Raw genomic sequence first — 26,958 nt, 5'->3', positions numbered from 1 at the left:
AGGCTCAGCCGCGCTTCTTGGCCCGGCCGGCGAACGGATTGTCCGAGGTGCGCAACGCGATGCGGATCGGCACGCCCGGCATGTCGAAGGCTTCGCGCAGGCTGTTGGAGAGATAGCGGACATAGCTCTGCGGCATCGCGTCCGGCCGCGAGCACTGGACCACGAAACCCGGCGGCCGCGTCTTGGCCTGGGTGACGTATTTGACCTTCAACCGGCGCCCGGCAACGGCGGGCGGCGGGTGATGCGCCAGTATGGCCTCGAGCCAGCGGTTGAGCTTGCCGGTGGAAACACGGCTGTTCCAGACCCTGTGCGTCCTCAGCACCGCATCCATCAGCTTGTCGAGGCCGCGTCCGGTCTCGGCCGAGACCGGCACGGCCTGTATGCCCCGCGCCTGCGGCAGCAGCCGCTCGGTCTTCTCGCGCAGTTCGGCCAACAGCTCCTGCGGGTTATCGATCAGGTCCCATTTGTTGAAGGCGATCACCGGTGCCCGCCCCTCGCGGATGATCAGGTCGGCGATCTGCAGATCCTGCTTCTCGAAGGGAATGGTGGCGTCGAGCACAATGATGACGATCTCGGCGAAACGGATGGCGCGCAAGCCATCCTGCACCGACATCACTTCCAGCTTTTCGTGGATCCTGGCCTTGCGGCGCATGCCGGCCGTATCGAACAGTTTTATGCGGCGGCCGCGCCAGTCCCAATCGACGGAGATGGAATCGCGGGTGATGCCCGCCTCCGGTCCGGTCAGCAGCCGTTCCTCGCCGATCAGCGCATTGATCAGCGTCGACTTGCCGGCGTTAGGACGGCCGACGACGGCGATGCGCATCGGCTTGGTATCGTCATAGGCCGGCTCGGCATCCGGATCGGCGATGTCCTCGCCGATCAGCACTTCGTTGATGGCGGCTTCTTCGTTTTCGCTGTCCTCGTCTTCGCCGAAGGCGCGCGCCTCTCCAAGCGCTTCGATCACGGCGTCGCGCAGGTCGGGCATGCCCTGGCCGTGCTCGGCCGAAACCGGGATCGGCTCGCCAAGCCCGAGTTCCCAGGCCTCCAGCATGCCGCCTTGCGCGCCCTTCGCCTCGGCCTTGTTGGCAACGAGGACGACCGGTTTGCCGGATTTGCGCACGATCTCGGCAAAGGTCCTGTCATCGGGCAGCAGGCCGGACTTGGCGTCGATGGTGAAGAAGATCAGATCCGCCTCGCGGATGGCGATTTCGGTCTGCGCGCGCATGCGGCCCGGCAAGGTCGAGGCGCCGGCATCCTCGAAGCCCGCTGTGTCGATGACGTCGAAATGCAGATCGTAAAGCTTGGCGGCATGGACACGGCGGTCACGGGTGACGCCCGGCGTGTCGTCGACAAGCGCCAGCTTCCTTCCCACCAGCCGATTGAAAAGAGTCGATTTGCCGACGTTAGGTCTGCCTATGATGGCGACTTTGAAGGTCACGATGCACTGCCCGACCCGCGGATCAGTTCGGACATCAAGGTCGCCCGCTCGCGCGTGTTGCGCGGGGCGCCGTCATCGGAGGCGATCTGGTCGAACAGTTTCAGCGCGTCCTGCGTCTTGCCTTCCTTCCAGGCCGCAAGCCCGAGCGCCTCGCGCGCGCTGTGGCGCAGCGTGTTGGTGTCCGAGGTCAGCGCCTCGACACGGCTGGACACGTCGGCGAAGGAGCCATGGTCGACGAGCAGGAGTGCTGCCCTCAGCCGCGCCATGTCGCGCAGGCCCTGGGGAATGGCGGTGTCGGCGGCGACGTCGTCGAAATCCTTGACGGCTGCGTCGACGTCGCCCTTGTTGGCCTTGACGGTCGCTGCGCGCATGCGGGCGAGCAGCGGATAGGCGCCGTAGCCATCCTTCTCCAGCTGATCGAGCGCGGCCAGCGCGTCGTCGTTCTTGCCGTCATTGGCAAGCTTCAACGCCTGCGAGAAAGCATCGCCGGAGCGGTTGGCGCGCGTCTCGTCCCAATAGCGATAGCCGACGAAGGCGGCGGTACCGAGCACCACCAGGATGGCAATCACAAGCAAGGCCGGGCCGAAACGGTCCCACAGCTTCTGCGCCTGCTCGCGGCGCATCTCGTCATTGACTTCACGGATAAAACTGTCGTCGGACATCGATCAAAACCATTCTTGGCCCCGGGCCGGGGCCGTTCGTGAGCCCGCGTTTTAGCGAAATTTTGTCGGCATGGAAGGGGTTCGACCGGAAAATCGGCTATTCCCGGGGGCAAACGGATGTTTGCCCCGGGGCAAACCCACGAAAACCCAATCGCACCGGCGCCACATTTCGGGGATAGCCGGCTTGCTGACCACCCGGAGCCTGTAAAATTGCCGATGCCCAGTCTGTCCCGTGTTATTGCGTTTTCGCTTGCCTCGCTCGCCGCCGCCGGCGCGGCCCTGGCCGACCCGCCCGCGCCAGCAGAACCAGCGAGGCCGAAGCAGGTCGTCATCATCTCGTTCGACAGTGCCCGCGACATCTCGCAGTGGAAGCGTAGCCGGGCGCTGGCCCAGCGCACCGGGGCGCATTTCACCTATTTTCTGTCCTGTGTCTTCCTGCTGTCGCCCGAGACACGCGGCCAATACGCGGCACCTGGCAAGACCGCGGGCAAATCCAACATCGGCTTTGCCGCCTCCAGGCAGGACGTGGCCGAGCGGCTGGAACAGATCGGTCTCGCCGCCCATGAGGGCCACGACATCGCCAGCCACGCCTGCGGCCATTTCGACGGCAAGGACTGGAGCAAGGCCGACTGGCTGACGGAATTCGCCTCGTTCGAGCACATTCTAGAAAACGCCTATGCCATCAACGGCATTGCGCCCGAACCCGAGGGCTGGCGCGATTTCGCGCATGCGGTGGCGGGTTTCCGGGCGCCCTACCTGTCGGCAAGCAAGGCGCTTTACGAGGCGCTGCCGGCAGCCGGCTATCAGTTCGACGCCAGCGGCGTTTCAAAGGGCCCTGCCCTGCCGCCGACCATCGGCGGCATCACCCGCTTTTCCCTGCCGCTGATTCCGGAAGGGCCGAAATCACGGCCGGTGATCGCCATGGATTACAATCTCTATGTCCGGCATTCCGGCGGCTTCGAGCGGCCAAGCAAGGCCGGCGAATTCGCCGACCGCACCTACCAGGCCTTCCGCGCCGCCTTCAACACGCAATATCAGGGCAAGCGCATTCCGCTGGAACTCGGCTTCCACTTCACACTGATGAATGACGGCGCCTACTGGAACGCACTGGAACGCTTTGCCGGCGAGGTCTGCGTCAAATCAGATGTCGAGTGCATCAGTTTTCGCGATTATGTTTCGCGGCGGGACGGCAGCCAGAAGCAGGCGACGGTTGGCGGCTGAGCTGCCAACCCGTTTCGCATAAATCCCAGACTTCCTAAGCCGGGTCTTCTGCACCCTGCCTTGCCAGATAGCGCTGATCGATGTCCGGTAACGGCTCACCCAGCAGCGTCGCCTCGAAGGCGCGCAAGCGTTTATGGACCGACTGCAGTTCGACGATAGTCGACCAGGAGGTAAGCAGGAATTGCAGCGAACCCGTCACCTTGCCGAAGGCGTTGGAGATCTGGTTCAGCGCACCGAACGTTATCTTGTGCGCGACCAGCGACGGACCCAGGATCAACAGCGAGAAAATGTTGTCGGCCTGCAGGTAGGTGTACCGGACGACGTTGAAATAGATGTAGTGGAAATAGAGCCGGAAATAGTTGTGCCGGACATTGGCAAACAGCTCGGCGGTGGTGGCGGGTTGCGCCCTGTCCGCATGATCCTCGCCATAGACGAGTTCCTTGCGGTAGGCGGCTTCGACGCGCTGGTTACGGAACTGCAGCCCCGGAAGCTTCATGCCGGCAATCATCACCGAGATCGTGCCGAACAGACACCAGGCAAGTGCCGCGACCACCAATGGCTGCGGGATCGCGCCGATGATCGGCAGTTCGCTGATATGGGCCTGCAACTGGATCATCACCGGCAGGAAGGCGATCAAGGTCATGATCGACTGGACGAAACTGGAACCGAGATCCTCCATGATCTGCGAGAACCGCATCGTATCCTCCTGGATACGCTGCGAGGCGCCCTCGATATGGCGCAGCCTGCTCCAGTTCTCGATAAAGTAGTTGTTCATCGCCGTCCGCCAGCGGAAGATCCAGTGGCTGACGATGAAGGCATTGACCACCTGCACGTTCATGCCGACCAGCGCGAGCCACGAAAAGTCGGCCAGCCCGGTGTAGAATTCGCCGTTGGTCGATTTTCCGGTCCCCGACATCAACCCTTGCACATAGTCGAAGAAGGGGCCGTACCAGGCGTTGACGGCGACGCTGACCTGCACGTTGAAATAGATGAAAAATAGGATGACCGCCGTCATCAAGATCGACCAGCGCTGCCAAGGATGCGGCGAATACCAGCTCCAGAATGCGTAGAAGATGGCCACGCAAAGCGCGAAATAGATGTAAAACCAGAGGAACGGTTTCGACACCAGCACGGCGATGCCGATGATGGGCGCCGCATCGGCGGCTGCCGGCGGAAGGCCCACAAGGCCCCCCAATTGCTCCCCGCCGAAAAACCAGAACAGGATCGCCGCAAGGCTCCAGATGGCGGCCGAAGAGAAGAAAAGCTTCGGCTGCGGGAAGAAGGATACGAACACTGTGGCGAATTCCTCGATCTATGCGCAAATCAGGTGGGTTCGGCGGGCATAAGGTCACACATTAGGGGGAAAGAAAATGCCTGCCCGAGTTCAGGCGCAGAGCAAGACCACAAATCATGGCGATTTTGGCGCGGCCGACCATGTGACGGCGCCGGAGACGACCAGGACGGCCGCGGCGACGATGGAGGCGAGGAAGAAATCGCCCGACGCCTGGGCCAGAAGCCCGGCCGCGATCGGGCCGATGATCTGGCCAAGACCGAAGGAGGCGGTCATCAAGGCAAAGATGCGCCGGGGTGACTTCGGCGCCTGCTGCCGTGCGGCCTGCAGGCCAAGCGCCGTGATGGCAATGAAGGTGCCGCCGAGCAGCACGCCGCCAAGCAGCGGCCCCGTGCGCCCGCCTGCGGCGACGCTCGCGGTAACGCCGACAACTTCGACGAAGCACCCCAACGCATAGGCGGCATAGAGCCCGATCCGCGCCGATATCTTCTGCCAAAGCCAGACCGAAGGGAAACCGGCAAGGCCGGCAACCATCCACACTTCGGCCTCGAAGACGCGGCTGCCGCCGCCTTGGCGGACGATGGCGACGAGGAAGGTCGCCGTCACCACATAGCCGAAACCGAACAGGCCATAGGCGACGATCGCCTTCATCAGCGACAGGTCTTTCGGCAGCGCCGGCTCGTGGACGGCTTCGCCATTGGTGAGCGGACCCTGGTTCGCCAGCAGCGCCACGGCGACGAAGCCGCAAGCCGAAATCGCGCCCGACCACAGCCAGCCCTGCGCCCAGCCGGCATGTTCTGTGACCAGCACGGCCATCATCGCCGCCGACATCGCGATGCCGAGGCCAACGCCGCCGAAATGCCATGCCTGCAGGTCGCCCCGCCCGGCCTCCGCGATATGGCTGAAAACGATGCTGGCCATGAACACCATGACGAAGGCGCTGGCCAGACCGGCCAGAAAACGGATGGCGAGAAAGGCGGCCATGGCATCGGTCAGCCCCATAAGGGCGGCCAGCACGGCGCTGGCACCGAGGGCTGCCAGCATCAGCGAACGCTCGCGTCCGTGCGCCCAGTTGCCCGCCGCCACCAACGCGCCGACGAGGTATCCGAGATAGTTGGCCGAGGCGATCCAGCCGGCATCGGCCGGCGACAGATGCAGTTCCTCCATCATGCCGGGCAGGATCGGCGTGTAGACGAAGCGGCCGATGCCCATGGCGACGGCCATGGCGATCATGCCGGCGAAGGCGTAGCGAAGCGCTGTCGATGGGGCCGATGTCATTGCAGTGCACAATAAATCTGCGCACGGGTGAAACAATCCGCCTTGTGTTGGGCCAGTGCCGGACCGCGCGCTCAGCAGCGCCCGCCGAAACCGGCGTTCAGCGAAACGGTCTCATGCACGGTCCGGCGCGCCGTCAAGCGGAACGGCACATCGCCGAGTTCGCGCTCCGACATCGCGTCAAGCGCGGGATGCGCAAGCGGATCGGTCAGCCAGCTCAGCGTGTCGACGTCGCAGCGCGTGTCATCCGACGAAGTGGCGGCGAACAGGACCTTCAGCGACGACAACATCCTCAGCATTTCCGGTTCCATGGGCCTGTCTCCGTCCAAAAGTCAGCCGTTTCGGTATCTCTTTCAATTGAGATTTCGGCCGGATCGGTTTAGAAAATCTCAAATGGCCATGCTCAACCGCGTTCATCTCAACGGCCTTCGCGCCGTGGAAACCGTCGCCCGTCTCGGCTCGCTCGCGACCGCCGCCAGCGAACTCAACGTTTCCGTCAGCGCCGTCAGCCAGCAGATCAGCCGCACCGAAAAGCAGCTCGGCCAGGCCCTGTTCGAGCGGACGACGAGCGGTCTCGTCCTGACCGAATTCGGCGCCGTCTTCGCGGCCCGCCTTGGCGCCGGATTTCGCGAGCTTGCGCAGGCCGTGGCACTGGCCGACGAGGCAACCCAATGCACATTGGTTGTTTCGGCGGCACCTGCGTTTGCCTCCAAATGGCTTCTGCCACGGCTGTCGCGGCACTTCGACCGGCATCCCAACGTGCTGTTGCGCATCGACGCCTCGGTGCGGCTGGCCAATCTCGATCATTCCGACATCGACATTGCCATCCGGCTTGGCGACGGCAAATGGCCGGGCGGGAAGGCGGAGCTCATTTTGGCGCAGGAAGTCTTCCCGGTCTGCGCACCGGGCATTGCAAGAAAACTGAAGTCGATCGGCGACCTTGCGCGGACCTGCGCCATCACCGACGAGCGGGCGATGATCAACTGGGAAAGCTGGTTCGCCGCTGCCGGCGTTCCACCCGTCAACTTCCAGAAAGGCGCGCGCTTCACCGACCCGATGCTGTGCCTGGAATCGGCGATCGCCGGCCATGGCGTGATGCTGGGCTGGCAATTGCTGACGGCCGATGCGCTGGCCGATGGGCGGCTGGTGGCGCCGTTCGGAATCCGCGCCCAGAGCGGCCTCGGCTACTGGCTGGTGACCTCCGCCACCAAGCCTGAAAGCCGCAAGGTCCGGGACTTCAAAATCTGGATCAAGGAAGAGATCGCGGCGACCATGGCGCAGTTCGGATCGTCGGTCGCGGAGCCCAGCGACGCGATCGCGGTGGAAAGCACCGCGGCACCGGTCTATGTTCAATCATAAATCCCACGACGACAGGCAGGATCATGACCACACATTCGCGCGGCGTTTCCGCAACGATCGACCCGGTGAAGCTCGACAGGCTGGCGGAAGTCGCCATCAAGGTCGGGCTGCAATTGCAGCCCGGACAGGACCTGGTGCTGACGTCGTCGATCGCGGCGCTGCCGCTGACCAGGCGCATCGTCGAGCACGCCTACAAGGCCGGCGCCGGGCTGGTGACGCCGATCTTCAACGATGACGAGATGACGCTGGCACGCTACCGTTTCGGCGCCGACGCCGGCTTCGACCACGCCGCCGGCTGGCTCTATGAAGGCATGGCGAAGGCCTTTTCCAACAATGCCGCCCGGCTCGCCGTGCGCGGCGAGGATCCGTCGCTGCTGTCGGCGCAGGATCCGGCGAAGGTGGCGCGCGCCAACAAGGCCAATTCGATGGCCTACCAGCCGGCGCTGGAGAAGATCACCGGCTTCGACATCAACTGGAACATCATCGCCTATCCGGATCTGGCCTGGGCCAGGCAGGTTTTCCCCGGCGACGCCGACGACGTGGCGGTGGCGAAACTCGCCGACGCCATCTTCGCCGCCTCGCGTGTGGATGTCGAGGACCCGATCGCCAACTGGAAGGCGCACAATGCGGCCTTGCGCGGCCGCACTGAATGGCTGAACGGCCACGATTTCCATGCGCTGCATTTCACTGGACCCGGCACCGACCTGACTGTCGGGCTGGCGGACGGCCATGAGTGGATGGGCGGCGCCTCGACCGCCAAGAACGGCGTCACCTGCAATCCCAACATCCCGACCGAGGAAGTCTTCACCACGCCGCATGCGAGGCGGGTCGAGGGCCATGTTTCCTCGACCAAGCCGTTGTCCTACCAGGGCACGCTGATCGACGACATCTCGGTGCGCTTCGAGGGCGGGCGGATCGTCGAGGCCAAGGCCTCGAAGGGCGAGGACGTGCTGAAGAAAGTGCTCGACACCGACGAAGGCGCGCGCCGCCTCGGCGAAGTGGCGCTGGTGCCGCATTCCTCGCCGATCTCGGCCAGCGGCCTGTTGTTCTTCAACACGCTGTTCGACGAGAACGCCGCCTGCCATATCGCGCTCGGCCAATGCTATTCGAAGTGCTTCGTCGACGGCGCCTCGCTCAGCCAGGACGAAATCGGGGCGCGCGGCGGCAACAAGAGCTTCATCCACATCGACTGGATGATCGGCTCGGACAAGATCGACATCGACGGCATCGCCAAGGATGGCAGCCGCGTGCCGGTGATGCGCAAGGGCGAGTGGGCCCAGGGGCTCTAGCCGGCTGAGATGTGATGGCCTTCGATATTGCAGTCAGGCGCGTCTACGAAGCACCCGGGAAGGCCGATGGCCAGCGGGTGCTGGTGGATCGGATATGGCCGCGCGGCGTCGCCAAGAAGGATGCCGCGTTGACGCTGTGGCTGAAGGAGATCGCGCCGAGCGACGAACTGCGCAAATGGTTCGGGCATGAGCCGGAGCGCTGGGCGGAATTTCAGAAGCGGTATGGTGGCGAGCTGGACCGCAACGAGGAGGCGTTGGCGAGTTTGCGCGCCCTGCTTCGCGACGGCAAGGTAACGCTGCTCTACGGCGCCCATGACGAGGCGCACAACAATGCCGTGGCGCTGGCGGGGTATTTGCGAGCCCACCCGTAACATCGAGACGCCGGCGGGACAGAGGGGGCGCGAAGGATCGCGGCGCGGGTGAGAGTCGGGTCTACTTCCCGCCCACCGCCTCTTCATAAACATCCGGCTTGAACCCGACGAGGATGCTGTCGCCGACGTCCAGCACCGGCCTCTTGATCATTGTCGGCTTGGCCAGCATCAGCGCTTTCGCCTTCTTCTCCTCGAGGCCCTGCTTGTCCGCCTCCGGCAGTTCGCGAAACGTCGTGCTGCCTTTGTTGAGCAGCTTTTCCCAGCCGACCTTGCCGACCCAGCCATTCAGCTTGCCTGCCTCGATTCCTTCGGCCCGATAGTCATGAAAACGATAGGGAACGTCATGGCTCTCCAGCCAGACGCGCGCCTTCTTGATCGTGTCGCAATTGGTGATGCCGTACATGGTGATCGTCAAGACGTGCTTCCTTTGGGCTGACCGTCGAATCCGTTTCGCAACCTAGAACCGCCCTTCCCGCTTTGCCAGAAGCTCGTGAAATTTGCCGCTTGCAAACACTAAGGAATTTACCTAAGTATTAATGACCACTTTTGACGACCCAGGACCATCGATGACCAGCCTCCAGAGCGCAAATCCGATCCCCCCGCCGATCGATGGTATTTTTCGCGCGCTTGCCGACCCGACACGGCGGCGCGTGGTCGAGCGACTCAACAGGAGCCCCGCTTCGGTCAGCGAACTGGCACAGCCTTTCGAGATGGCCCTGCCTTCCTTCATCGACCATCTCAAGATTCTCGAAGGCTGCGGGCTGGTTCGGTCGCAGAAGACCGGCCGGGTCAGGACTTACGAGCTTGCGCCCGAGCCATTGAAGCTCGCCGAAAGCTGGCTGGCTGAGCAGCGCACGCTCTGGGAGCGCCGCCTCGACCAGTTCGACGCCTATGTGATGACACTCAAGGAGCAGGAAACATGAGCTATCCCTTCAAGCCGGATCCCAGGCTGGACCTCGTGCTGGAGCGCGTGCTCGACGCGCCGCACCAACTGTTGTGGCGCGCCATGACGACGCCGGAGCATGTCAGGCAATGGTTCACACCAAAACCATGGGTGATCACCGACTGCGAGATCGACCTCAGGCCAGGCGGGTTGTTCCGGACACGCATGCAGTCGCGCGACGGCAACGAGGTCAGCGACCGCCATTGCTGCTATCTGGAAATCGTGCCGAACGAGCGGCTGGTGTGGACGGATGCGCTGCTGCCGGGCTATCGGCCGTCAGGCGAGCCGTTCATCACTGCTGTGATTTCGCTGCAGCCGGATGGCCGGGGCACGCGCTACACCGCCACCGCCATCCACCGCGACGAGGCGACCCGCGACAACCATGAAGAGATGGGTTTCTTCGACGGCTGGGGCACGGTAGCCGATCAGCTTGCGCAATATGTGAAGACGATTTGAGCTTCCTGGGTGGCGGCCAGGGCATCGCTGGCCGCCATGTTGATCTCCGCCTTCGCGGCGAAGAGCGCGGACTCCGGAAAGCCAGCTGTGTTTCCGACCTCAGTAGTAAAATCGCTCTTCGGCGATCTTGCCGTTCTTGACCGTGTACAGGCCAACCTCATCCATGGTGACACGCTCGCCGGTGGCCTTGGGCGTTACGTCAAACGTGAAGCGCACCGCGAACTGGTCGCCGTTGACATAGGGTCCTTCGACCGAGCCGCCATGCACTTCGTGGTTCTCTTGCCACCACTGGCTCTTTTGCTTGAGGGCCTCCTTGCCGCGGCTGACGGCCATCGGCCCCTCCATGGCTTCGTAGCTGACGATAGCGTCGGCATTGTATTTTTCGGCAGCGCCGTCGCTGTTGCCTTGTTTAAGAAGCTCGGTGAAGTCCTTGGCGATTTCCGTGATGGTCATTTGTGTTCCTCCTGTTTGGACGCATTGCAAGTAGGGAACAGCCCGCTGACATGCCATCAGCTGACGGGTCGATAGCTGACATGACCCTGTCAGGATAAGCGCCTGACCAGCCTATCGCGGACCGACTTCGGTTGCAGACACATGCCAATTCCGCAATGCTGTGTGAATGTGCAACCTCTACAACATCACCACGACGCAAGAGGCGGTCCGCCAATGGACACGGGCCATGCGCGACGTCATCGGCAATCTCGAACCTTCAGTCGACATCTATCCCAATCAGCTAGGCCCGGTTGTTCGCAACACGCCAGACGGGAATCGCGAGCTGGCGAAATTGCTTTGGGGTTTGCCGACTCCGCCAGAGCGGATGAAAGGAAAGGCCGATTACGGCACTACGAACGTTCGCAATCCGCAATATTCGCACTGGCAACAGTATGTGGGTATCGAACACAGATGTGTCGTGCCGGTGACCAGCTTTGCCGAACCCAGCCCTACCCCGAACGACAAGGACCCAGAAACGGGAATCCAGCGAAATTACTGGTTTGCCCGTGACGAAAGCCGATCTCTATTCTTCTTCGCTGGTTTCTGGACTCGCTGGCAGGGCGTGCGAAAAGTCAAGGATGGCCCCGGCGACTTTGAACTCTACGCCTTCATGACAACGAAGCCGAACCCCCTTGTCGCGCCGATCCATGAGAAGGCCATGCCTGTGATCCTGACAACAGCCGAAGAGACGGAGATCTGGCTTACAGCGCCGTGGACGGAAGCACGGCATTTGCAGCGGACAGCGCCCAACGACGCGTTGGTGATCGTTGAAAAGCCACCCACACAGATTAAGTTCCCGCAGCAGGTGCCAGTCCAAGGGTCTCTCTTCTAGGCTAAGGGATAGCCGCGTTCCTCATTCCTCGTCTCGCCATATTACACGGCGAACCATGCGGATTTCGACAAGGCGTCTCACACGAATTTTCAAGCGCTCCGCAGCACTCGGCAAAATTATGTCGGCATCAAGTTCGCGAAGCTTGCAGCGCTCGCACCGCATATGCCGTTCGACATCCCAAAAGGGAATGTCACCGACAAGCTTCGCGAGATCGCCAGGCAGATAATGCCGGGTGATGTTGCAGTGCCGGCATCGGACACGAATGAGTTGCCCGACTTCGTGCGCGAGGCATAGGGTTTGCACATTTCGGCGCGGTCGGGTGCTCAATTCCGGCATCAACTAATTTAGGAATGTCTTCCTACATTAGTCAATTCCTACTTAGTTTCCTTGGTCGTTCGTCCACATGTCGATCAGGCCAACCCCACGGCCGTGCAGGCGACCTTGCGCAGTTGAATGAGGCTAGCTGGGCAGCATGGGGCAGTTGGCGCCACGGCGCAGGCTGACGTGCGCCACGTCGCCGGCGCTGAATTGAAACCCCTCGGCCTGGCGGGGCGCGTCGATGACAACGGGCATGCCTTGCCCCAGTTCGGCATGCAGGCGCAACGTGCGGCCATGGAAGACGATGCTGTTGACCCGCGCCGGCGCCGTGCCGGGCGCAGCCTCGGCCGCCGCCAGCAAATCCTCCGGGCGCACGCCGATGGTGCGGACCTCGCCTTCGCCGGGCCACTGGCCGGTTTCGGACATGGCCTCCAGCGGCAAGGTGCCGGCGGTGAAACGCAGGCGGTGGCCATCCCGGCCGACAAAACGTGATTGCAGCAGATTCATGGTGCCGATGAAGCTCGCCACGAACTTCGTGGCCGGCCGGTCATAGAGGGTCGCCGGCGGCGCGATCTGCTCGATGCGGCCTTTGTTCATGACGACGATACGATCGGAGATCGACAGCGCCTCGGTCTGGTCGTGAGTGACCATCACGAAGGTGGTGCCAAGCCGCGACTGCAGCCGTTTCAGCTCCACCTGCATCTGTTCGCGCAGATGCGCGTCGAGCGCCGACAGCGGCTCGTCGAGCAAGAGCACGCGCGGCTCGCAGACAATGGCGCGGGCAAGCGCGACGCGCTGGCGCTGGCCGCCCGACAGTTCCAGGACGCGAGCGCGAAGCTTGTCGGCGAGTCCGACCATCTCCAGGGCTTCGCCGACGCGCTTTGCCTGCTCGGCACTGGTGAGTTTTCGCAGGGACAGGCCGAAGCCGACATTTTCGGCGACGTTCATGTGCGGAAACAGCGCGTAGTCCTGAAACACGGTGTTGACCGGCCGCTCGAACGGCCGAAGGGCCGTGATGTCATGACCGTCGAGCAAGACCTCGCCGCTCGACGGGCTTTCGAAGCCGGCAATCACACGCAGGCTGGTGGTCTTGCCACAGCCGGACGGCCCGAGGAGCGTGATGAATTCGCCGCTGACAATGTCGAGATCGACGGTATCGAGTCCGACGATGCCACCTGGAAAAACCTTCGAAACCGCCTGCAGCCGGACGAGTGGATCAGGCGCCATCGCGAACCTCGGACGGCTTCGTGGTGTTGACCCAGAGGATCTGGCACTGCTCCGCGCCGGGATTGCGGAAGGCGTGCAAAAGCGTACTCTTGAAGGCAAAACTGTCGCCGGTCTTCAGCCCGTATTTTGTCGAATCCACCACCAGTTCGACCTCGCCCGAAAGCACGAAGCCGAATTCATGGCCGGCATGGGCGTAGGCTTCCGCCGTGCCGCCACCGGCTTCCACCGTCACCAGCATGCCGGTCAGCGTCGCGCCGGGCGGCGACAGCAGCGCCTTGGCGATGCCTTCGGATTTCACCGGGATCTGCCGCCTTTTGTCGGCGCGCACGCAATAGAGATCATTGACCGCATCGTTGCCGTCGGCGATCAGCGCTGACGGCTCGATGTCGAGCGCGGCGGCGAGCGGCCAGATCACCTTGACGCGCAGCGAGGACATGCCGCGCTCGATCTGGCTCAGCGCGCCGATCGACATGCCGGCTTTTGCCGAGAGATCGGCTAATGACAGGCGGCGCTCGAGCCTGAGCGCCCGCACGCGCCGGCCGACGCGAACGTCGGCATCGTCCTTCGGTTTTTCGGCGGCCTCGTCAAGCATGTCCATGTGCAAGTCCTCGTTTGCTTCTTCCTTCTCCCCTTGTGGGAGAAGGTGGATCGGCGCGTAGCGCCGAGACGGTTGAGGGGTGAGTGACAGATCGCCGCCGGCGCCAAGCTGGAGCACCCCTCATCCGTCGCCTTCGGCGACACCTTCTCCCACAAGGGGAGAAGGGAAGGCCGTAGCTTACCCGCCAGCCTTCACCTTCTCGAACATCTTCGCCATATCGTCGTTCTGTTTCATCGGCCCGGTGAAGATCGTGCTCTTCAGCATCACCTCGGGGTCGGACGGCAGTTGCAGCTTCTCCAATTCGTCCTTCGACACGCCGGCGAAAGCGGTGCCGAGCGAGCTGCCATAGCCGTAGGACTGGATCAGGAATTTGCCGGAGTCAGCGTCGAGCCGGCTGTTGATGAAGTCATAGGCGAGATCGACGTTCTTGGCGTCCTTCAGCATGACGAAGCCGCAGGCCCAGGTCAGCATGCCTTCCTTCGGCTTCATGAACTCGACCGGCACGCCCTGTTTCTTGAGTGAGGTTGCCGACGCGTTCCAGGTCATGGCGGCGACCAACTGGCCGCTGGCCAGGGCCTGCTCGACCGAGGTCATGTCGGTGGTGTAGCTCGACAGCAGCGGGCGCTGTTCGCGCAGCTTTGCCGCGACCTTGTCCATCTGCTCGGCCGTCATGTCGAAGGGGTTCACGCCTGCCAGAAGAGCCGCGACGATCGGCGTGTCATGCACGGCGTCGATGGTCGCCATACGGCCGGCATATTGCTTGTCCCACAGAAGGTTCCAGCTCGCTTCGGGGTCCTTCACTAGGTCGGTGCGGTAGAGGATCGAGGTGTTACCCCAGTCCCATGGCACCATCCAGACCTTGCCGTCGCCAGCCTGCAGGTCGGGCAGGTTCTTGAACACCGGGAAGATCGAATCCCAGTTCTTGATGCGCTTGGTGTCGATCGGCTGCAGCAGGCCTTCCTTGTTCCAGCGCGCCACCTTGTCATAGCAGGGGTGCGCGATGTCGGGCCGGAAGCCGGCCTTGACCTTAGTGAAGGCATCATCGTCGTCGCCGAAGATCGAGGCCTCGACGCCATCGGGGTGCGCGGCAAGGAAGCTCTTGTTGAAATCGGGCAACTCATAGCCCGACCAGGTGAAGTACTGCAGCTTCTCGGCGGCGAGCGCCACGGTCGACGACAGTGCGAGCGCAAGTGCCGCGAGGCCGGCGCGGACCTTGTGTCCCGATGCCGATTTCAGGTGGAATGTCATTTTTCGTTCTCCTCTCTCGTTGTTGTGCTTCAGGCTGGATTGCGGCGTACGGCGCCAAGCCCGCGATGGCGCAGGATTTCGGCGGTGCCGGCGATGATGAACGATATGGCCAGGATCACCGTCCCGAGCGCCATGACGGTCGGCAGCGATCGGGGGAAGCGCAGCTGGCTCCAGATGTAGAGCGGCAATGTCGGCTCGGTGCCGGCCAGGAAGAAGACGACGATGAACTCGTCGAAGGAGATCAGGAAGGCGAGCATGAAGGCCGACAGCACGGCCGGCAGGCTGAGCGGCAGCATGACGCGCCGGAAGGTCATCCAGTCCGAGGCGCCGAGGTCGAGCGCCGCCTCGCGAACCGTCCTGGGGATGGCGGCGAAACGGCTGCGCATGACGACCACGGTGGTCGGCAACGCGACCAGGATATGGCCGAGCACGATGGCGACACGCGACGGTCCGAGGCCGACGAGGTTGACCAGGATCAGCAGCGATATGCCGACAATGACGCCAGGAATGAGGATCGGCAGCCGCGCGATGGCGCTGATGGTGGCGGCCAGCGGCGAGCGGCCATAGAGATCCATATAGGACACGGTGATGCCGCACAGCGTGGCGCCCGAGGCAGCGATGGCGCCGATGACGAGACTGTTGACGAGCGCACCCGACAGTGCCGGATTGCCGTAGAGCGTGGCATACCATTGCACCGTGAAGCCCTGCAGCGGAAACGCGGCCTGGATGGAATCGTTAAAGGAAAACAGCGGGATCAGCAGGACCGGCAGATAAAGGAAGATCAGATAGGCAAGCACATAGAGGCCGAGCCAGCGGCCATCCCGTTTCATGCTGGCGCGCCCTGTTTTCATGTGCGGCTGCCAAACCGGCGGTCCGCGCCGCGCGCGACCAGTACCACGAGCAGGATGACCAGCATGACGCAGACCGAAAGGGCTGCGCCGAACGGCCAGTCATTGGCCTTGCCAAACTGCGACTGGATCAGCGAGCCGATCATGGTGCTGGCCGGACCGCCCACCATGGCCGGCGTGACATAGTCGCCGACCGTCGGCACGAAGACGACAAGCGCGGCGGCCAGCACGCCCGGCATCGAATTGGGCAACACGACCCGACGGAAGGAAGTGAACGGTCTCGCGCCCAGATCGGAAGCGGCCTCGATCAACGATTTCGGGATCGTGTCCAGCGCCACATAGATCGGCAGGATGGCGAACGGCGCATAGGCGTGCGCGAGCGTGACGACGACAGCGGCGGGCGTGTTGAGGAAGGTCAGTGTCGGCTCGGACCAGATGCCACTTTCGATCAGCGCCGAATTCAACACCCCATTGTAGGCCAGCACGATCTTCCAGGCGAAGACACGCAGGAGATAGCTGGTCCAGAACGGCAGCGTGACCAGGAACAGCAGCAGGCCGCGCCGCCGGCCGGCGTGAAAGGCAAGATAGTAAGCGACGGGGTAGGCGGTGACGACCGTGGCCAGCGTGACCAGCGCGGCGATGATCAGCGAGCGCAGCGTGACCGTCCAGTACAGCGGATCGGAAACCACGGTGATGAAGTTGGCCAGGCTGAAGCCGGCGCCAAGCAGCGACCCGTCATTGCCGCGGAAGGCGAGGAAAAGCACCAGGCCAAGCGCAAACAGGATCAGCAGGAAAGTGACCAGCGCGCCGGGCAGCAACATGGCGAACCGGAAGCCCGATGAAGCCCGGGTCTCTGGCACATGTGCTGCAACTAGGGTCGACATCGACCTGCCCGTCCCAGGATTTTGAAATTGACTAAGGATTTTTCATATTTGTGAAACTGTCAAGCGGATTCAGAGTACTGCGCTGCTGTGAACGGCGATCTCGCATTTGAGGTACAGTTGCCGTCGGCAATAAAACCCGACGCGGATTTCACATTTCTGAAGGAACGGCTTCAATGAACAACCGGTTATGGCAGCTCGAATTTGCCCCCGGACGGGATAGACCTTTGAGTGGAATCCGGTGAAAGTGCCGCGCCGATCCGGCCAGAATTTTCGATCCATTCGAGGAACCCAACTCATGACCAATCCGACACATCTGCCCTCCGAAGGCCTGTTTGTCGGGCGCGCCAGGAGCGGCGATGTCTCCCATCCCATGGTGGTCACCGTGCGTGACGGCACCGTCTTCGACATCACCTCGAGCGCGGCGCCTACCGTCCGTGACGTCTGCGAGTTGGCGGATCCGGCCGGCCATGTGGGCTCGGCCAAGGGCACTCCCATCGGTTCTGTCAGCGACATCGCGGCCAACAGTTTCGAAGCCACGCGCGATCCGGCAAAACCCTTTCTGCTGTCCCCGGTCGACCTGCAGGCGATCAAGGCATCCGGCGTCACTTTCGTGGTCAGCCTGCTCGAACGGGTGATCGAGGAACAGGCCCGCGGCTCGGCGGAAAAGGCCGACGCCATACGCGCCGACATTGCCGGCCTGATCGGCCATGACCTTTCCAAGCTCAAGCCCGGTTCGCCCGAGGCGATGGAGATCAAGGCCAAGCTGATTTCGCGCGGCGCCTGGTCGCAATATCTGGAAGTGGGCATCGGCCCGGATGCCGAGATCTTCACCAAGTGCCAGCCCATGGCCTCGGTCGGCTTCGGCGCCGATGTCGGCCTCCACCCGGTGTCGACCTGGAACAATCCGGAGCCGGAGATCGCCATGATCGCCGCCTCGAGCAGCAGGATCGTCGGCGCCACCATCGGCAACGACGTCAATCTGCGCGACGTCGAAGGGCGCTCGGCGCTGCTGCTCGGCAAGGCCAAGGACAACAACGCCTCGGCTTCGCTTGGCCCCTTCATCCGGCTGTTCGACGACACGTTCTCCATCGCCGAGGTGAAGCAGGCCGTCGTGCGCCTGAAGGTCGAGGGCGAGGACGGATTTTCGCTGGAGGGGGCGAGTTCGATGGCCGAGATCAGCCGCTCGCCGGAGGAACTGGTTGCCGCGGCCATGGGGCCGCACCACCAGTATCCGGACGGGCTGGCGCTGTATCTCGGCACGATGTTCGTGCCATCGAAAGATCGCGGCGAAAAGGGCAAGGGGTTCACGCACAAGGTCGGCGACATCGTCACCATCTCGTCGGAAAAATTCGGCGCGCTGGTCAACCGCGTGCGGCTGTCGCCTGATTGCCCGCACTGGACCTACGGCGCCAGCCATTTGATGCGCGACCTCGCCAAAGCCGGCCTGCTCTAAGTGGTTCTTCAGGGGCTTTCGCCCCAAGTGACCGCCCAAACATGATCGGGACAGTCCGCCGGGCTGCGCCTCGGCGACAATCATCCGACTGCCTGGAAAAAATCATCCCAACTGATGCGATCTGATGGGGTCGTTGATGGCGCCGTGTCAGGCGCCAACTACATCTGCAGATGGAGGCTTGCCATCCGCCGAAAAAGGGAATGCTCTTAGGCATCCGAGCGGCGCTGGCAAAAGACGCAATCCGGCCGAAGCCGGAACAAGGGACGGATCATCTTCAACCGGGAGGAAATCACATGCTGACGAGACTAAGACTTGTGCTCTACGGCCTGCTGGTCGCGCTGACGGTCATTCCGGCAGCCGCGCAGGCCAAGACGTTCTACTGGATCTCACATGGCGGGCCGGCCGACCCGGTCTGGACCTACTTCCTCGCCGGCGCCAAGCAATGGGCCAAGGACACCGGCAACACCGTCAACACCTCTTTCCACAATGGCGACGTCGCCTCGCAGCAGGAAGCGGTCCGCGCCGCCCTCTCCGCCAAGGCCGACGGTATCGTCACCACCAGCCCCGATCCGGGCAGCCTTGTCGAGATCGTCAAGGAAGCGCGCGCGGCCAACGTCCCGATCATCAACTTCAACACGCCCGATCCCAAGGCCAATTTCAACGCCTATGTCGGCGGCGACAACGTCACCTTCGGCAAGCACTGGGCGCAGTACCTGGTCGACAAGGGCCTCGTGAAGAAGGGCGACTTCGTCTGGATGCCGGTCGAGATCCCCGGCGCCACCTATGGCGTGCAGGAAGAGGAAGGCATCAAGAGCGTCTTCGGCCCGCTCGGCATCACCTATGAGGTGACCGAAGCGACGCTCGACCAGGCCGAGGTGATCAACCGCATGGTCGACTACCTCACCGCCCACAAGGGCAAGGTCAACGCCATCATCGGCCTGGGCGACCTCGTCACCGGCTCGATCAAGCGCGTGTTCGACCAGGTCGGCGTCAAGCCGGGCGAAATCCCGGTCGTCGGCTGGGGCAACTCGCTCGACACCACCCAGGAAGTGCTGAACGGCTACGTCAATGCCGGCCAGTGGCAGGACCCGCAGGCGACCAGCTACGTCGCGCTGTCGCTCGCCAACATGGCGGCCAGCGGCATTCCCCCGGGCTTCAACGTCATCACCGGCGCGCTCTACGAGAAGGACACCGCGGCGGTCTACGACAAGATCCTGTCCGGCAAATAATCCGCGATCCCTGGCGCCGCGCATCTCGCGCGGCGCCAGCTATCTTCCTGCGCCGCGGCATGTCCACCCGATGCGGTGGAGGTCGCGGCCCGTTCCAACCATGTCGCGGGTTCCCAGTGGAAAATCATTCGCTCATCCAACGCCTGATCGCGCGGCCGGAATTCGGACCCTTCGTTCTGCTCATCGCCGAGATCGCCGTTTTCTGGGGTTTCAACCACGACTTCCTGTCGCCGCAGAACATCTCCAACACGCTGGCCTTCACCGTCGAGCTCGGCCTGATCGCGCTGGCGATGACGCTGTTGATGACGTCGGGCGAATTCGACCTTTCCGTCGGGTCCCTGTTCGGTTTCTCGCCGGTGCTGATGTGGACGCTGTTCAATGCCGGCGTCACCTCGCTGGAGATGGGCTTCGTCGTCGCGCTGGTGGTTGCCGCCTTGATCGGCCTGGTCAATGGCTGGTTCGTCACGCGGCTCAAGATCCCGTCCTTCCTGGTGACGCTCGGCATGCTGCTGGTGGTGCGCGGCAGTGCGCTTTTCATCACCGACGGGTTTCCGCAGCGCACCTGGAGCGCCGAGGGCAGCTGGCTGGCGGAGGCGCTGGTCGGCGATTTCTTCATCGGCCCGTTCCGCATCTACATGTCGCTGTTCTGGTTCATCGCCGCCGCGATCGCCCTCGGCTATGTCCTGACGCAAAGCCGGACCGGCAACTGGATCCAGGCGGCCGGCGGCAATCCCAACGCGGCGCGCGCCCGTGGCGTCAATGTCAACCGCGTCAAGGTCGGCCTGTTCGTGCTGTCTTCGCTCATGGCGTCGCTTGCCGGCGTCATTTCCTCACTGCGCACATCCGCCGCCAACCCCAACAGCGGCACCGGCTACGAACTGGAGGTGATCGCCATGGTGGTGATCGGCGGCACGGCGCTGACCGGCGGGCGCGGCACCATCATCGGCACCGTGCTCGGCATCCTGATCCTGCGCGTCATGCGCAACGGCATCGTGCTGATCGGCGTGCCCGGGCTTGCCTACAACATCTTCATCGGCGCGATCATCCTTGGCATGATGGCGTTGCATTCGTGGCTGGAACGCCGGCACCAGGCGGGGACTTGAACCATGGCCGAGCCATTGATCCGCATGCAGAACATCCGCAAGTCCTATGGCCGCGTGCAGGCGCTGGTGGACGCCAATTTCCATGTCAACGAGCGTGAGATCGTCGGCCTGCTGGGCGACAATGGCGCCGGCAAATCAACGCTGATCAAGGTTCTCTCCGGCGCGGTGCCGCTGACCAGCGGCGACATCTTCATCCGCGGCAAGAAGGTCGCCTTGCGCAGCACCAGCGATGCCATCGCCCACGGCATCGAGACCATTTACCAGGACTCCGCCCTGGTCACGCAATTGTCGATCGCGCGCAACCTGTTCCTGGGGCGTGAGCCGATCAAGCCGCCGCGCTTCCTCAACCGCATGGATCAGGACGCGATGAACACGGTCGCCCGCGATCTGCTCAAACAGGTCGGCATCTCCAAGAACATCCCGCCGACGACGCCGATCGGCTCGCTCTCTGGCGGCGAGCGCCAGGCGGTCGCGATCGCGCGCGCCATGCATTTCGACAGCGACCTGATCATCCTCGACGAGCCGACCAACAATCTCGGCGTCGCCGAAACACAAGGCGTGCTGAGCTTCGTGCGCAACGCGCGCGATTCTGGCCACTCCTGCATCTTCATCGCGCACAACATCCACCATGTCTTCCAGGTGGTCGACCGCATCGTCGTCATGCGCAGGGGCAAGGTGGTCGCCGACGACATCGATCCAAAGACGACAACCGTGACGGAAGTCGAACGCATCATCACCGGCATGTCGGACAAGGACATCCGCGACGCCCTCGCCGATGGCAAGCCGGGGCACTGAGGGAGCATCGGCATATAGGGTCGCGGCATGAAGGCCACCGTCTCCGACATCGCCAGGACCTGCGGGCTGTCGACCGCCACGGTCGACAGGGTGCTCAACAATCGGCCCGGAGCGAGTGCCGCCAACCGGCAACGCGTCATGGAGGCCGCCAAGCAGCTCGGCTATCTGCCTGTCGCCGACCAGGTGACGCTTCCCTCGAAGCCCGCAAACCTCGAATTCTTCCTGCCGATCGGCAGCAACGCCTTCATGCAGGATCTGGCAAAGCATATCGAGGACTACGCCTCACGCCTGCCGCTGGTGGCATCCTGCCGGATCCACAATCTTGCCGGCATCTCGCCCAATGCCCTGCAGACAGCGGTCGAAAAATTGTCGCTGCGCGCCAACGGCGTCGGTGTCATCGCGGTCGATCATCCCAGGACACGCAACATCCTGCGCGACATCGTCGAGGCCGGCATCCGCCTGGTGACGCTGGTATCCGATATTCCGGCCGCACCGCGCTCGGCCTATGTCGGCATCGACAACCGCGTGGCGGGACGGACGGCGGCCCTTTTGATGGGACGCTTCCTCGGCGGACGCGAGGGGCGGCTGGCGATGGTCGTCGGCTCGCGCTCCTATCGCGGCCATGAAGAGCGCGAGATGGGATTCCGCTCGGTGCTCGGCGAGGAATTTCCCAATCTCACCGTCAGCAGCGCCGTCGAGATCAATGACGAACCCGATGCCAGCTATGCGGAAACCATGAAGGCGTTGCGCAACGAACCGGAACTGCTCGGCATCTATTGCGTCGGCGCCGGGCGCTCCGGCATTGCCAAGGCGATCCGGGAAGCCAGGCCCAACCGCAAGCCGGTGTTCATCTGCCACGACCTGACGAGGGAGACGCGCGGCTATCTCGTCGACGACCTCACCGACGTCGTCATCGACCAGAACGCCAGGTTGATCGCGGAGCAGTCGGTCATCCAACTGCTCGGCTCGATCGCCTCATCGGCGCCCTATCTCACACGCAAATTCATCGAGCCGCGACTGATTTTCCGGGAAAACGTGCCGGTGCAGTGAGGCCCACTTTCCCGAATTCGCGCGGCGCCACGGCGAATCTGCACAGCAGCTATGCACAATTCATTGTTGCCGAATCATTGGGCAATTCGTAGTTTCTGGTTGTCGGCCATCTACTCCTCCCAGATGCGATGCCGATGCTGAATGGGGCGCACCTCCTCCCGCGCCACATTCGAAATCGAGCCCGCTGCCACCTCCTCCCGGCAGCGGGCTTTTTTCGTTCCGATCGGCAGCAATCGCGACGCCGCCACGCCACCCGGTCCTTCCCGGTCACGGAATCGCATGGATCGTTGGCAGTCCGGCAGGTGTCAGTTTGCTGCAGTTCCCCTGAAGGAAACGATCAGCCCTTCCGCCATACGCACGAACTGCGTGCTGGGGCCTTCGGCGCCTACGGTCTGCACGCTGACACGCGCGCCTTCAAACAGCAGCGACAGCGTATCGGCGAGAAGTTCGGCCTGGCCGATACCGGCATCCCGGCAGAGCCCGACCAGGCGTTCGCGCTGGGCTTCCTTGAGCTCCTTGATCACGCGCCTTGCCGGATGATCAGGTTCGGTCAGTTCGGCGGCGGCATTGGCCATGTCGCAGCCGCGGCCATCGGTGTTGAGCATGGCGGCGGCCTTGCGAACCCAGGCATGAAGCTGGGCGAGTTTGTCGCCCGGATGCTCGGCCTCGAACGTTTCCCACATCGCGCCGGCTTTCAAGGCGTTGGCGCGCAGGCATTCGACGATCAGTTCGTCCTTGGACTCGAAGTGACGATAGAGCGTCATCTTGTTCGTGCCGGCAGCCTCGGTGATGGCGTCGACGCCGACGCCCTTGATGCCGTGCTTATGGAACATGTCACGCGCCGTCTCCAGAATCCGATCCCGGGGACGAGAGCGCTCCACGACGCCGTCTGTCATCATGATCTCCTTTCGTTTCCAAAAAACCCTCGGCCACCTCTTGACTAGGGTGTTACCGGTCTGTAACTTCCAGCATGTTACTTACTGGTAACACCTATAGCGTCCGTCGTCAATAACAAGGTCGTGAACTGGTCCTACCAGATCGAGATGGACGAAAAGATTGCCAATCATGCGGCTTCGGCCGGTGAAGAGATGAAAAACGGTTCGTGAGCATGGGCTGCGAATCGACAGACAAGGAGCCGGCCAATGCCACAGCGCCGCGATCTTACCATAGATGAGGCCGTCCGGGATCCGATGATCCGGCTGGTCATGAAAGCAGATGGGGTCGACCCCCGCGCCTTCGAGAACATGTTGCGCTCGCTTGCCGATGGGCAGCGTCGCGGGGTGCCGTTGCTGCGTTCACGGGAAATGTCCCGTGACGGGCATGGCCAGTTGTCCAGGGTCGCCAACGCCTTCGGGCGGGTAAGAGCGGCTGGAGAGGCGTGCGTGTCGTGGTAAACTTCTTCATCCATCGTCCGATCTTCGCCTCTGCGATCGCCATCATCATGGTGCTCGCCGGGACGATTTGTTATTTCTTGCTGCCCGTCTCGCAGTTTCCCGACATCACGCCGCCGCAGGTCGTGGTCAGTGCCCACTATCCGGGCGCCAGCGCGCAAGTGGTGGCAGACACCGTGACGACGCCGCTGGAGCAGCAGATCAACGGCGTGCAAGGCATGACCTACATGTCGTCGACGAGTTCCAATGACGGCTCGTCGACCATCACCATCACCTTCGATGTCGGCTATTCCTTGAGCACCGCCGCTGTCGACGTCCAGAACCGCGTCTCGCAGGCGGCATCCTCGCTGCCGGCGATCGTCAACCAGGGCGGCGTGACGATCAAGAAGCAGAACCCGAACTTCGTGCTGATCGTCAACCTGACCTCGCCCGACCATTCCGTCGACCCGGTGGCGCTCTCCAACCTGGCCTATCTGCAGGTGGTGGATCCGCTGAAGCGGCTGCCTGGCGTCGGCGACGTGCAGATCTTCGGCGAACGGCGCTATTCGATGCGCGTCTGGCTCGACCCGGACAAGCTCGCCAATCTCGGCATTACCGCAGTCGACGTCCAGAACGCCATCGCCGAACAAAACGTCCAGGTGGCGGCCGGCAAGATCGGCCAATCGCCGGCGCCCGCCGGCACCGCCTTCGAGATGCAGGTCAACGCCGTCGGCCGGTTGAGCGATCCGAAGGAATTCGGCGACATCGTCGTGCGTGCCAACACGGATACGGGTTCGCTGGTGCGGCTGCGCGACGTGGCCCGTATCGAGCTTGGCGCCCTGCAATATTCGTCCTCTGCCTTCTTTGGCAAGGACCCGACAGTGGTGCTCGCCGTCTATCAGATGCCCGGCTCCAACGCGCTCGATCTGCAGCAGCGCGTCAAGGACAAGATGCAGGAACTGTCGGCCCGTTTTCCCAAGGGCGTCGACTATGCCATGCATTACGACACGACGCGTTTCGTCTCGGCCTCGATGCATGACGTGCTGATCACGCTCGGCGAAGCCCTGGTGCTCGTCGTGGCGGTGGTGTTCATCTTCCTGCAGAGCTGGCGCACGACCATCATTCCGACCATCGCCATTCCGGTGTCGCTGGTGGCGACGCTCGTCATCATGGAGATGATGGGTTTCTCGCTCAACATGCTCTCGCTGCTCGGCATGGTGCTGGCGATCGGTCTGGTCGTCGACGACGCCATCGTCGTGGTCGAGAACGTCGAGCGACAGTTGGAGGCCGGGCTGAAACCACTGGCGGCGACAAAAGCCGCCATGGCCGAGGTGACAGGCCCGATCATCGCCACCACCGCGGTGCTGATGGCGGTCTTCGTGCCGGTCGCCTTCATTCCCGGTGTCTCAGGAAAGCTTTACAACCAGTTCGCGCTGACGGTGGCGATCTCCGTCGGTATCTCCGCATTCAACTCGCTGACGCTCAGTCCCGCGCTCAGCGCGGCCTTCCTGCGCCATCGCGGGGAGACGCAATTCTTCCTGTTCCGCTGGTTCAACACAGGCTTCGACAGGCTGTCGCATGCCTATGCCCATGGCGTGCGCATCCTCATCCGGCTGCGCTGGATCATGCTTGGCCTGTTCGCGGCCGGCCTAGTCGCCACCTATTTCGTCTGGCAGAAGCTGCCCTCGACCTTCCTTCCGGTCGAGGACCAGGGCTATTTCTTCGTCGTCATCCAGCTGCCCGACGGCGCTTCGTTGGAGCGCACCGATGCGGTGGCACAGAAGGCGCGCGACATCCTGCAGGCGACTCCCGGCGTCGACATCGTCGGCTCGATCAGCGGCCTGAACTTCCTGACCAGCGCGGCGCAGTCGAATTCGGCCGTCGAGTTCGCCATCCTCAAGCCGTGGGAACAGCGTGGTCCCGACCAGAGCGCCTCCAAGTTGGTCGCCGACGTGCGCATGAAGCTGCTGCAGATCCCGGAGGCCTTCGCGCTCTCCTTCGATCCGCCGTCCATCCCCGGCATCGGTACGACAGGCGGCTTCGAATTCGTCGTCGAGGATCTCACCGGCCGCGGCAGCACGGCCCTCAACGACGCCACGCAAGCGGTGATCGCCGAGGCGCGCAAGCAACCGGAAATCAATCCGCAGCAGCTGTTCTCGCCGTTCTCGACCTCGACGCCGCAGTTCAACTACAATCTCGACCGCGCCAAGGCGAAACTGCTCGGCCTCAACCTGCCCGACGTCTTCAACACGCTGCAGATCTATCTCGGCTCGCTCTACGTGAACGACTTCAACCTGTTCGGCCGCACCTTCCGGGTGACCATCCAGGCCGACAAGGATTCTCGTGCGGGTGCCGCCGATATTTCACGGCTCTATGTGCGCAATGCCTCCGGCGGCATGGTGCCGCTCAGCACGCTGGGCAAGCTCGTGCCGTTCGTCGGCCCGGAAACCGTGCCGCACTACAACAACAACGCCTCGGCCACCATCAATGGCGGCGCCGCGCCCGGTTATTCGTCGGGCCAGGCGGTCGCCGCCATGGAGCGGGCAGCGGCGACCGCGCTGCCCAGGGATTTCGGTTTCGAATGGACCGGCATCACCTTCCAGGAACTCAAGGCTGGATCGATCGCGTCGGTTGTGTTTGCCCTCGCCATCGTCTTCGTCTTCCTGATCCTGGCGGCGCAGTACGAGAGCTGGGCGATGCCGTTCATGGTGCTGCTGGCCGTGCCTCTCGCCCTGTTCGGCGCGTTCGCCGCACTTTGGGTGCGTGGCATGCAGATCGACGTCTATTCGCAGATCGGCTTCGTCATGCTGATCGGCCTGGCGGCCAAGAACGCCATTCTGATCGTCGAGTTCGCAAGACGGCGGCGCGAGGAAGGCCTCACCATCGTCGAGGCATCGATGGAGGCCGCCCGGCTGAGACTGCGGCCGATCCTGATGACCGCGTTTGCCTTCATCCTCGGCGTGGTGCCGCTGATGATCGCCACCGGCGCGGGTGCCGCAAGCCGTCAGTCGATCGGCACCACCGTGTTTGGCGGCATGGTCGCGGCGACCGTCCTGTCGCTGGTGTTCGTGCCTGTCTTCTACGCGGTCATCGAACAGCTGCGCGAACGGCGCGGCGGCGACGAGCCCGCCTCTCAACACACTGAACCAACGGCCAAACCCGCCTTCCCTCCCCTGGCGGAAGCGGCCGAATAAGATTGGAGAATC

The 26,958-nt window shown here is 63.1% G+C and carries 27 protein-coding genes; 14 read left to right on the top strand and 13 right to left on the bottom strand.

What is annotated here, in order from left to right:
* Positions 1 to 4: 4 nt before the first annotated feature.
* Both der and EN808_RS15150 read right to left on the bottom strand, forming a co-directional pair.
* A complete protein-coding gene (gene der / locus EN808_RS15155) occupies positions 5 to 1,438 on the bottom strand; it encodes a ribosome biogenesis GTPase Der (protein WP_135916258.1) in 1,434 nt (477 codons plus the stop codon).
* Entirely contained in the window at positions 1,435 to 2,100 is a 666-nt protein-coding gene (locus EN808_RS15150) for a tetratricopeptide repeat protein (protein ID WP_127281117.1), read from the bottom strand. The genes der and EN808_RS15150 overlap by 4 nt, the downstream gene beginning before the upstream one ends.
* A 216-nt stretch (positions 2,101 to 2,316) precedes the next feature.
* On the opposite strand from EN808_RS15150, the gene EN808_RS15145 reads away from it, so the two are divergent.
* Complete coding sequence (locus tag EN808_RS15145; RefSeq protein ID WP_127281116.1) at positions 2,317 to 3,321, top strand: polysaccharide deacetylase; 1,005 nt, start codon at positions 2,317 to 2,319, stop codon at positions 3,319 to 3,321.
* Positions 3,322 to 3,355: 34 nt separating this feature from the next.
* On the opposite strand, the gene sbmA is transcribed toward EN808_RS15145, so the two are convergent.
* The 3 genes from sbmA to EN808_RS15130 all read right to left on the bottom strand — a co-directional run bounded on the left by sbmA (position 3,356) and on the right by EN808_RS15130 (position 6,186).
* Positions 3,356 to 4,615, bottom strand: coding sequence for a peptide antibiotic transporter SbmA (gene sbmA, locus EN808_RS15140; RefSeq protein WP_135865271.1), 1,260 nt, complete (start codon positions 4,613 to 4,615; stop codon positions 3,356 to 3,358).
* Positions 4,616 to 4,729: 114 nt separating this feature from the next.
* Positions 4,730 to 5,890 carry a YbfB/YjiJ family MFS transporter gene (locus EN808_RS15135; protein WP_135881556.1) on the bottom strand — a complete coding sequence of 387 codons (1,161 nt, stop codon included), beginning with the start codon at positions 5,888 to 5,890 and terminating at the stop codon, positions 4,730 to 4,732.
* A 71-nt stretch (positions 5,891 to 5,961) separates the two neighbouring features.
* Positions 5,962 to 6,186, bottom strand: a complete 225-nt coding sequence (locus tag EN808_RS15130; protein ID WP_127278571.1) for a hypothetical protein — start codon at positions 6,184 to 6,186, stop codon at positions 5,962 to 5,964.
* Positions 6,187 to 6,280: 94 nt separating this feature from the next.
* Here EN808_RS15130 and EN808_RS15125 point away from each other — a divergent pair, with 94 nt between their 5' ends.
* From EN808_RS15125 to EN808_RS15115, 3 genes are read left to right on the top strand one after another with little or no spacing between them, the layout of a single operon-like run.
* Positions 6,281 to 7,246, top strand: a complete 966-nt coding sequence (locus EN808_RS15125) for a LysR substrate-binding domain-containing protein (RefSeq protein WP_135916257.1) — start codon at positions 6,281 to 6,283, stop codon at positions 7,244 to 7,246.
* A gap of 23 nt (positions 7,247 to 7,269) precedes the next feature.
* Positions 7,270 to 8,535 (top strand): aminopeptidase, encoded by a 1,266-nt coding sequence (locus tag EN808_RS15120; RefSeq protein WP_135916256.1) that lies wholly within the window; start codon positions 7,270 to 7,272, stop codon positions 8,533 to 8,535.
* Positions 8,536 to 8,549: 14 nt separating this feature from the next.
* On the top strand, positions 8,550 to 8,906 hold the full coding sequence (locus EN808_RS15115; RefSeq protein ID WP_135916255.1) for a DUF488 domain-containing protein: 357 nt from the start codon (positions 8,550 to 8,552) through the stop codon (positions 8,904 to 8,906).
* Between the two features lie 61 nt (positions 8,907 to 8,967).
* Here the strand turns inward: EN808_RS15115 and EN808_RS15110 are convergent, their stop codons facing one another.
* Complete coding sequence (locus tag EN808_RS15110; RefSeq protein WP_135916254.1) at positions 8,968 to 9,321, bottom strand: ArsC family reductase; 354 nt, start codon at positions 9,319 to 9,321, stop codon at positions 8,968 to 8,970.
* A gap of 151 nt (positions 9,322 to 9,472) precedes the next feature.
* On the opposite strand from EN808_RS15110, the gene EN808_RS15105 reads away from it, so the two are divergent.
* Both EN808_RS15105 and EN808_RS15100 read left to right on the top strand, forming a co-directional pair.
* Entirely contained in the window at positions 9,473 to 9,829 is a 357-nt protein-coding gene (locus EN808_RS15105) for a metalloregulator ArsR/SmtB family transcription factor (RefSeq protein WP_127278564.1), read from the top strand.
* On the top strand, positions 9,826 to 10,305 hold the full coding sequence (locus tag EN808_RS15100; RefSeq protein WP_127278565.1) for an SRPBCC family protein: 480 nt from the start codon (positions 9,826 to 9,828) through the stop codon (positions 10,303 to 10,305). The genes EN808_RS15105 and EN808_RS15100 overlap by 4 nt, the downstream gene beginning before the upstream one ends.
* Before the next feature lie 99 nt (positions 10,306 to 10,404).
* Here the strand turns inward: EN808_RS15100 and EN808_RS15095 are convergent, their stop codons facing one another.
* The gene (locus tag EN808_RS15095) at positions 10,405 to 10,758 is read right to left on the bottom strand and encodes a nuclear transport factor 2 family protein (RefSeq protein ID WP_127278566.1); all 354 of its coding nucleotides are present in this window, start codon (positions 10,756 to 10,758) and stop codon (positions 10,405 to 10,407) included.
* A 166-nt stretch (positions 10,759 to 10,924) separates the two neighbouring features.
* Here EN808_RS15095 and EN808_RS15090 point away from each other — a divergent pair, with 166 nt between their 5' ends.
* On the top strand, positions 10,925 to 11,629 hold the full coding sequence (locus EN808_RS15090) for an SOS response-associated peptidase (RefSeq protein ID WP_135916253.1): 705 nt from the start codon (positions 10,925 to 10,927) through the stop codon (positions 11,627 to 11,629).
* Between the two features lie 162 nt (positions 11,630 to 11,791).
* A complete protein-coding gene (locus tag EN808_RS37615; protein ID WP_272483024.1) occupies positions 11,792 to 11,923 on the top strand; it encodes a hypothetical protein in 132 nt (43 codons plus the stop codon).
* A 165-nt stretch (positions 11,924 to 12,088) separates the two neighbouring features.
* On the opposite strand, the gene EN808_RS15080 is transcribed toward EN808_RS37615, so the two are convergent.
* From EN808_RS15080 to EN808_RS15060, 5 genes are all read right to left on the bottom strand, one after another.
* Positions 12,089 to 13,174 carry an ABC transporter ATP-binding protein gene (locus EN808_RS15080; RefSeq protein ID WP_135916252.1) on the bottom strand — a complete coding sequence of 362 codons (1,086 nt, stop codon included), beginning with the start codon at positions 13,172 to 13,174 and terminating at the stop codon, positions 12,089 to 12,091.
* A complete protein-coding gene (locus EN808_RS15075; protein WP_127278569.1) occupies positions 13,164 to 13,772 on the bottom strand; it encodes a cupin domain-containing protein in 609 nt (202 codons plus the stop codon). Before EN808_RS15075 ends, EN808_RS15080 begins: the two co-directional genes overlap by 11 nt.
* Before the next feature lie 177 nt (positions 13,773 to 13,949).
* The gene (locus EN808_RS15070; protein WP_135916251.1) at positions 13,950 to 15,020 is read right to left on the bottom strand and encodes an ABC transporter substrate-binding protein; all 1,071 of its coding nucleotides are present in this window, start codon (positions 15,018 to 15,020) and stop codon (positions 13,950 to 13,952) included.
* Positions 15,021 to 15,049: 29 nt separating this feature from the next.
* Entirely contained in the window at positions 15,050 to 15,871 is an 822-nt protein-coding gene (locus EN808_RS15065) for an ABC transporter permease (RefSeq protein WP_189524119.1), read from the bottom strand.
* Positions 15,868 to 16,752: an ABC transporter permease gene (locus tag EN808_RS15060; RefSeq protein WP_135881561.1), complete on the bottom strand. Its 885-nt coding sequence runs from the start codon at positions 16,750 to 16,752 to the stop codon at positions 15,868 to 15,870. Before EN808_RS15060 ends, EN808_RS15065 begins: the two co-directional genes overlap by 4 nt.
* 295 nt (positions 16,753 to 17,047) lie before the next feature.
* Between EN808_RS15060 and EN808_RS15055 the strand changes: the two genes are divergently transcribed.
* From EN808_RS15055 to EN808_RS15035, 5 genes are all read left to right on the top strand, one after another.
* On the top strand, positions 17,048 to 18,205 hold the full coding sequence (locus EN808_RS15055; RefSeq protein WP_135865253.1) for a fumarylacetoacetate hydrolase family protein: 1,158 nt from the start codon (positions 17,048 to 17,050) through the stop codon (positions 18,203 to 18,205).
* Positions 18,206 to 18,498: 293 nt separating this feature from the next.
* The gene (locus EN808_RS15050; RefSeq protein WP_127278978.1) at positions 18,499 to 19,434 is read left to right on the top strand and encodes a substrate-binding domain-containing protein; all 936 of its coding nucleotides are present in this window, start codon (positions 18,499 to 18,501) and stop codon (positions 19,432 to 19,434) included.
* A 116-nt stretch (positions 19,435 to 19,550) separates the two neighbouring features.
* On the top strand, positions 19,551 to 20,537 hold the full coding sequence (locus EN808_RS15045; RefSeq protein ID WP_135881563.1) for an ABC transporter permease: 987 nt from the start codon (positions 19,551 to 19,553) through the stop codon (positions 20,535 to 20,537).
* A 3-nt stretch (positions 20,538 to 20,540) separates the two neighbouring features.
* Positions 20,541 to 21,332: an ATP-binding cassette domain-containing protein gene (locus tag EN808_RS15040; protein ID WP_135916249.1), complete on the top strand. Its 792-nt coding sequence runs from the start codon at positions 20,541 to 20,543 to the stop codon at positions 21,330 to 21,332.
* A gap of 27 nt (positions 21,333 to 21,359) precedes the next feature.
* A complete protein-coding gene (locus EN808_RS15035; protein WP_135916248.1) occupies positions 21,360 to 22,382 on the top strand; it encodes a LacI family DNA-binding transcriptional regulator in 1,023 nt (340 codons plus the stop codon).
* A gap of 305 nt (positions 22,383 to 22,687) precedes the next feature.
* Here the strand turns inward: EN808_RS15035 and EN808_RS15030 are convergent, their stop codons facing one another.
* Positions 22,688 to 23,278 (bottom strand): TetR/AcrR family transcriptional regulator, encoded by a 591-nt coding sequence (locus EN808_RS15030; RefSeq protein ID WP_127278974.1) that lies wholly within the window; start codon positions 23,276 to 23,278, stop codon positions 22,688 to 22,690.
* Positions 23,279 to 23,769: 491 nt separating this feature from the next.
* On the opposite strand from EN808_RS15030, the gene EN808_RS15020 reads away from it, so the two are divergent.
* Positions 23,770 to 26,946 carry a multidrug efflux RND transporter permease subunit gene (locus EN808_RS15020; protein ID WP_135916320.1) on the top strand — a complete coding sequence of 1,059 codons (3,177 nt, stop codon included), beginning with the start codon at positions 23,770 to 23,772 and terminating at the stop codon, positions 26,944 to 26,946.
* Positions 26,947 to 26,958 lie beyond the last annotated feature (12 nt).

The organism is Mesorhizobium sp. M8A.F.Ca.ET.165.01.1.1, assembly GCF_004792065.1.
Lineage (GTDB): Bacteria > Pseudomonadota > Alphaproteobacteria > Rhizobiales > Rhizobiaceae > Mesorhizobium.
This window is presented reverse-complemented; position numbering and strand designations above follow the sequence as displayed.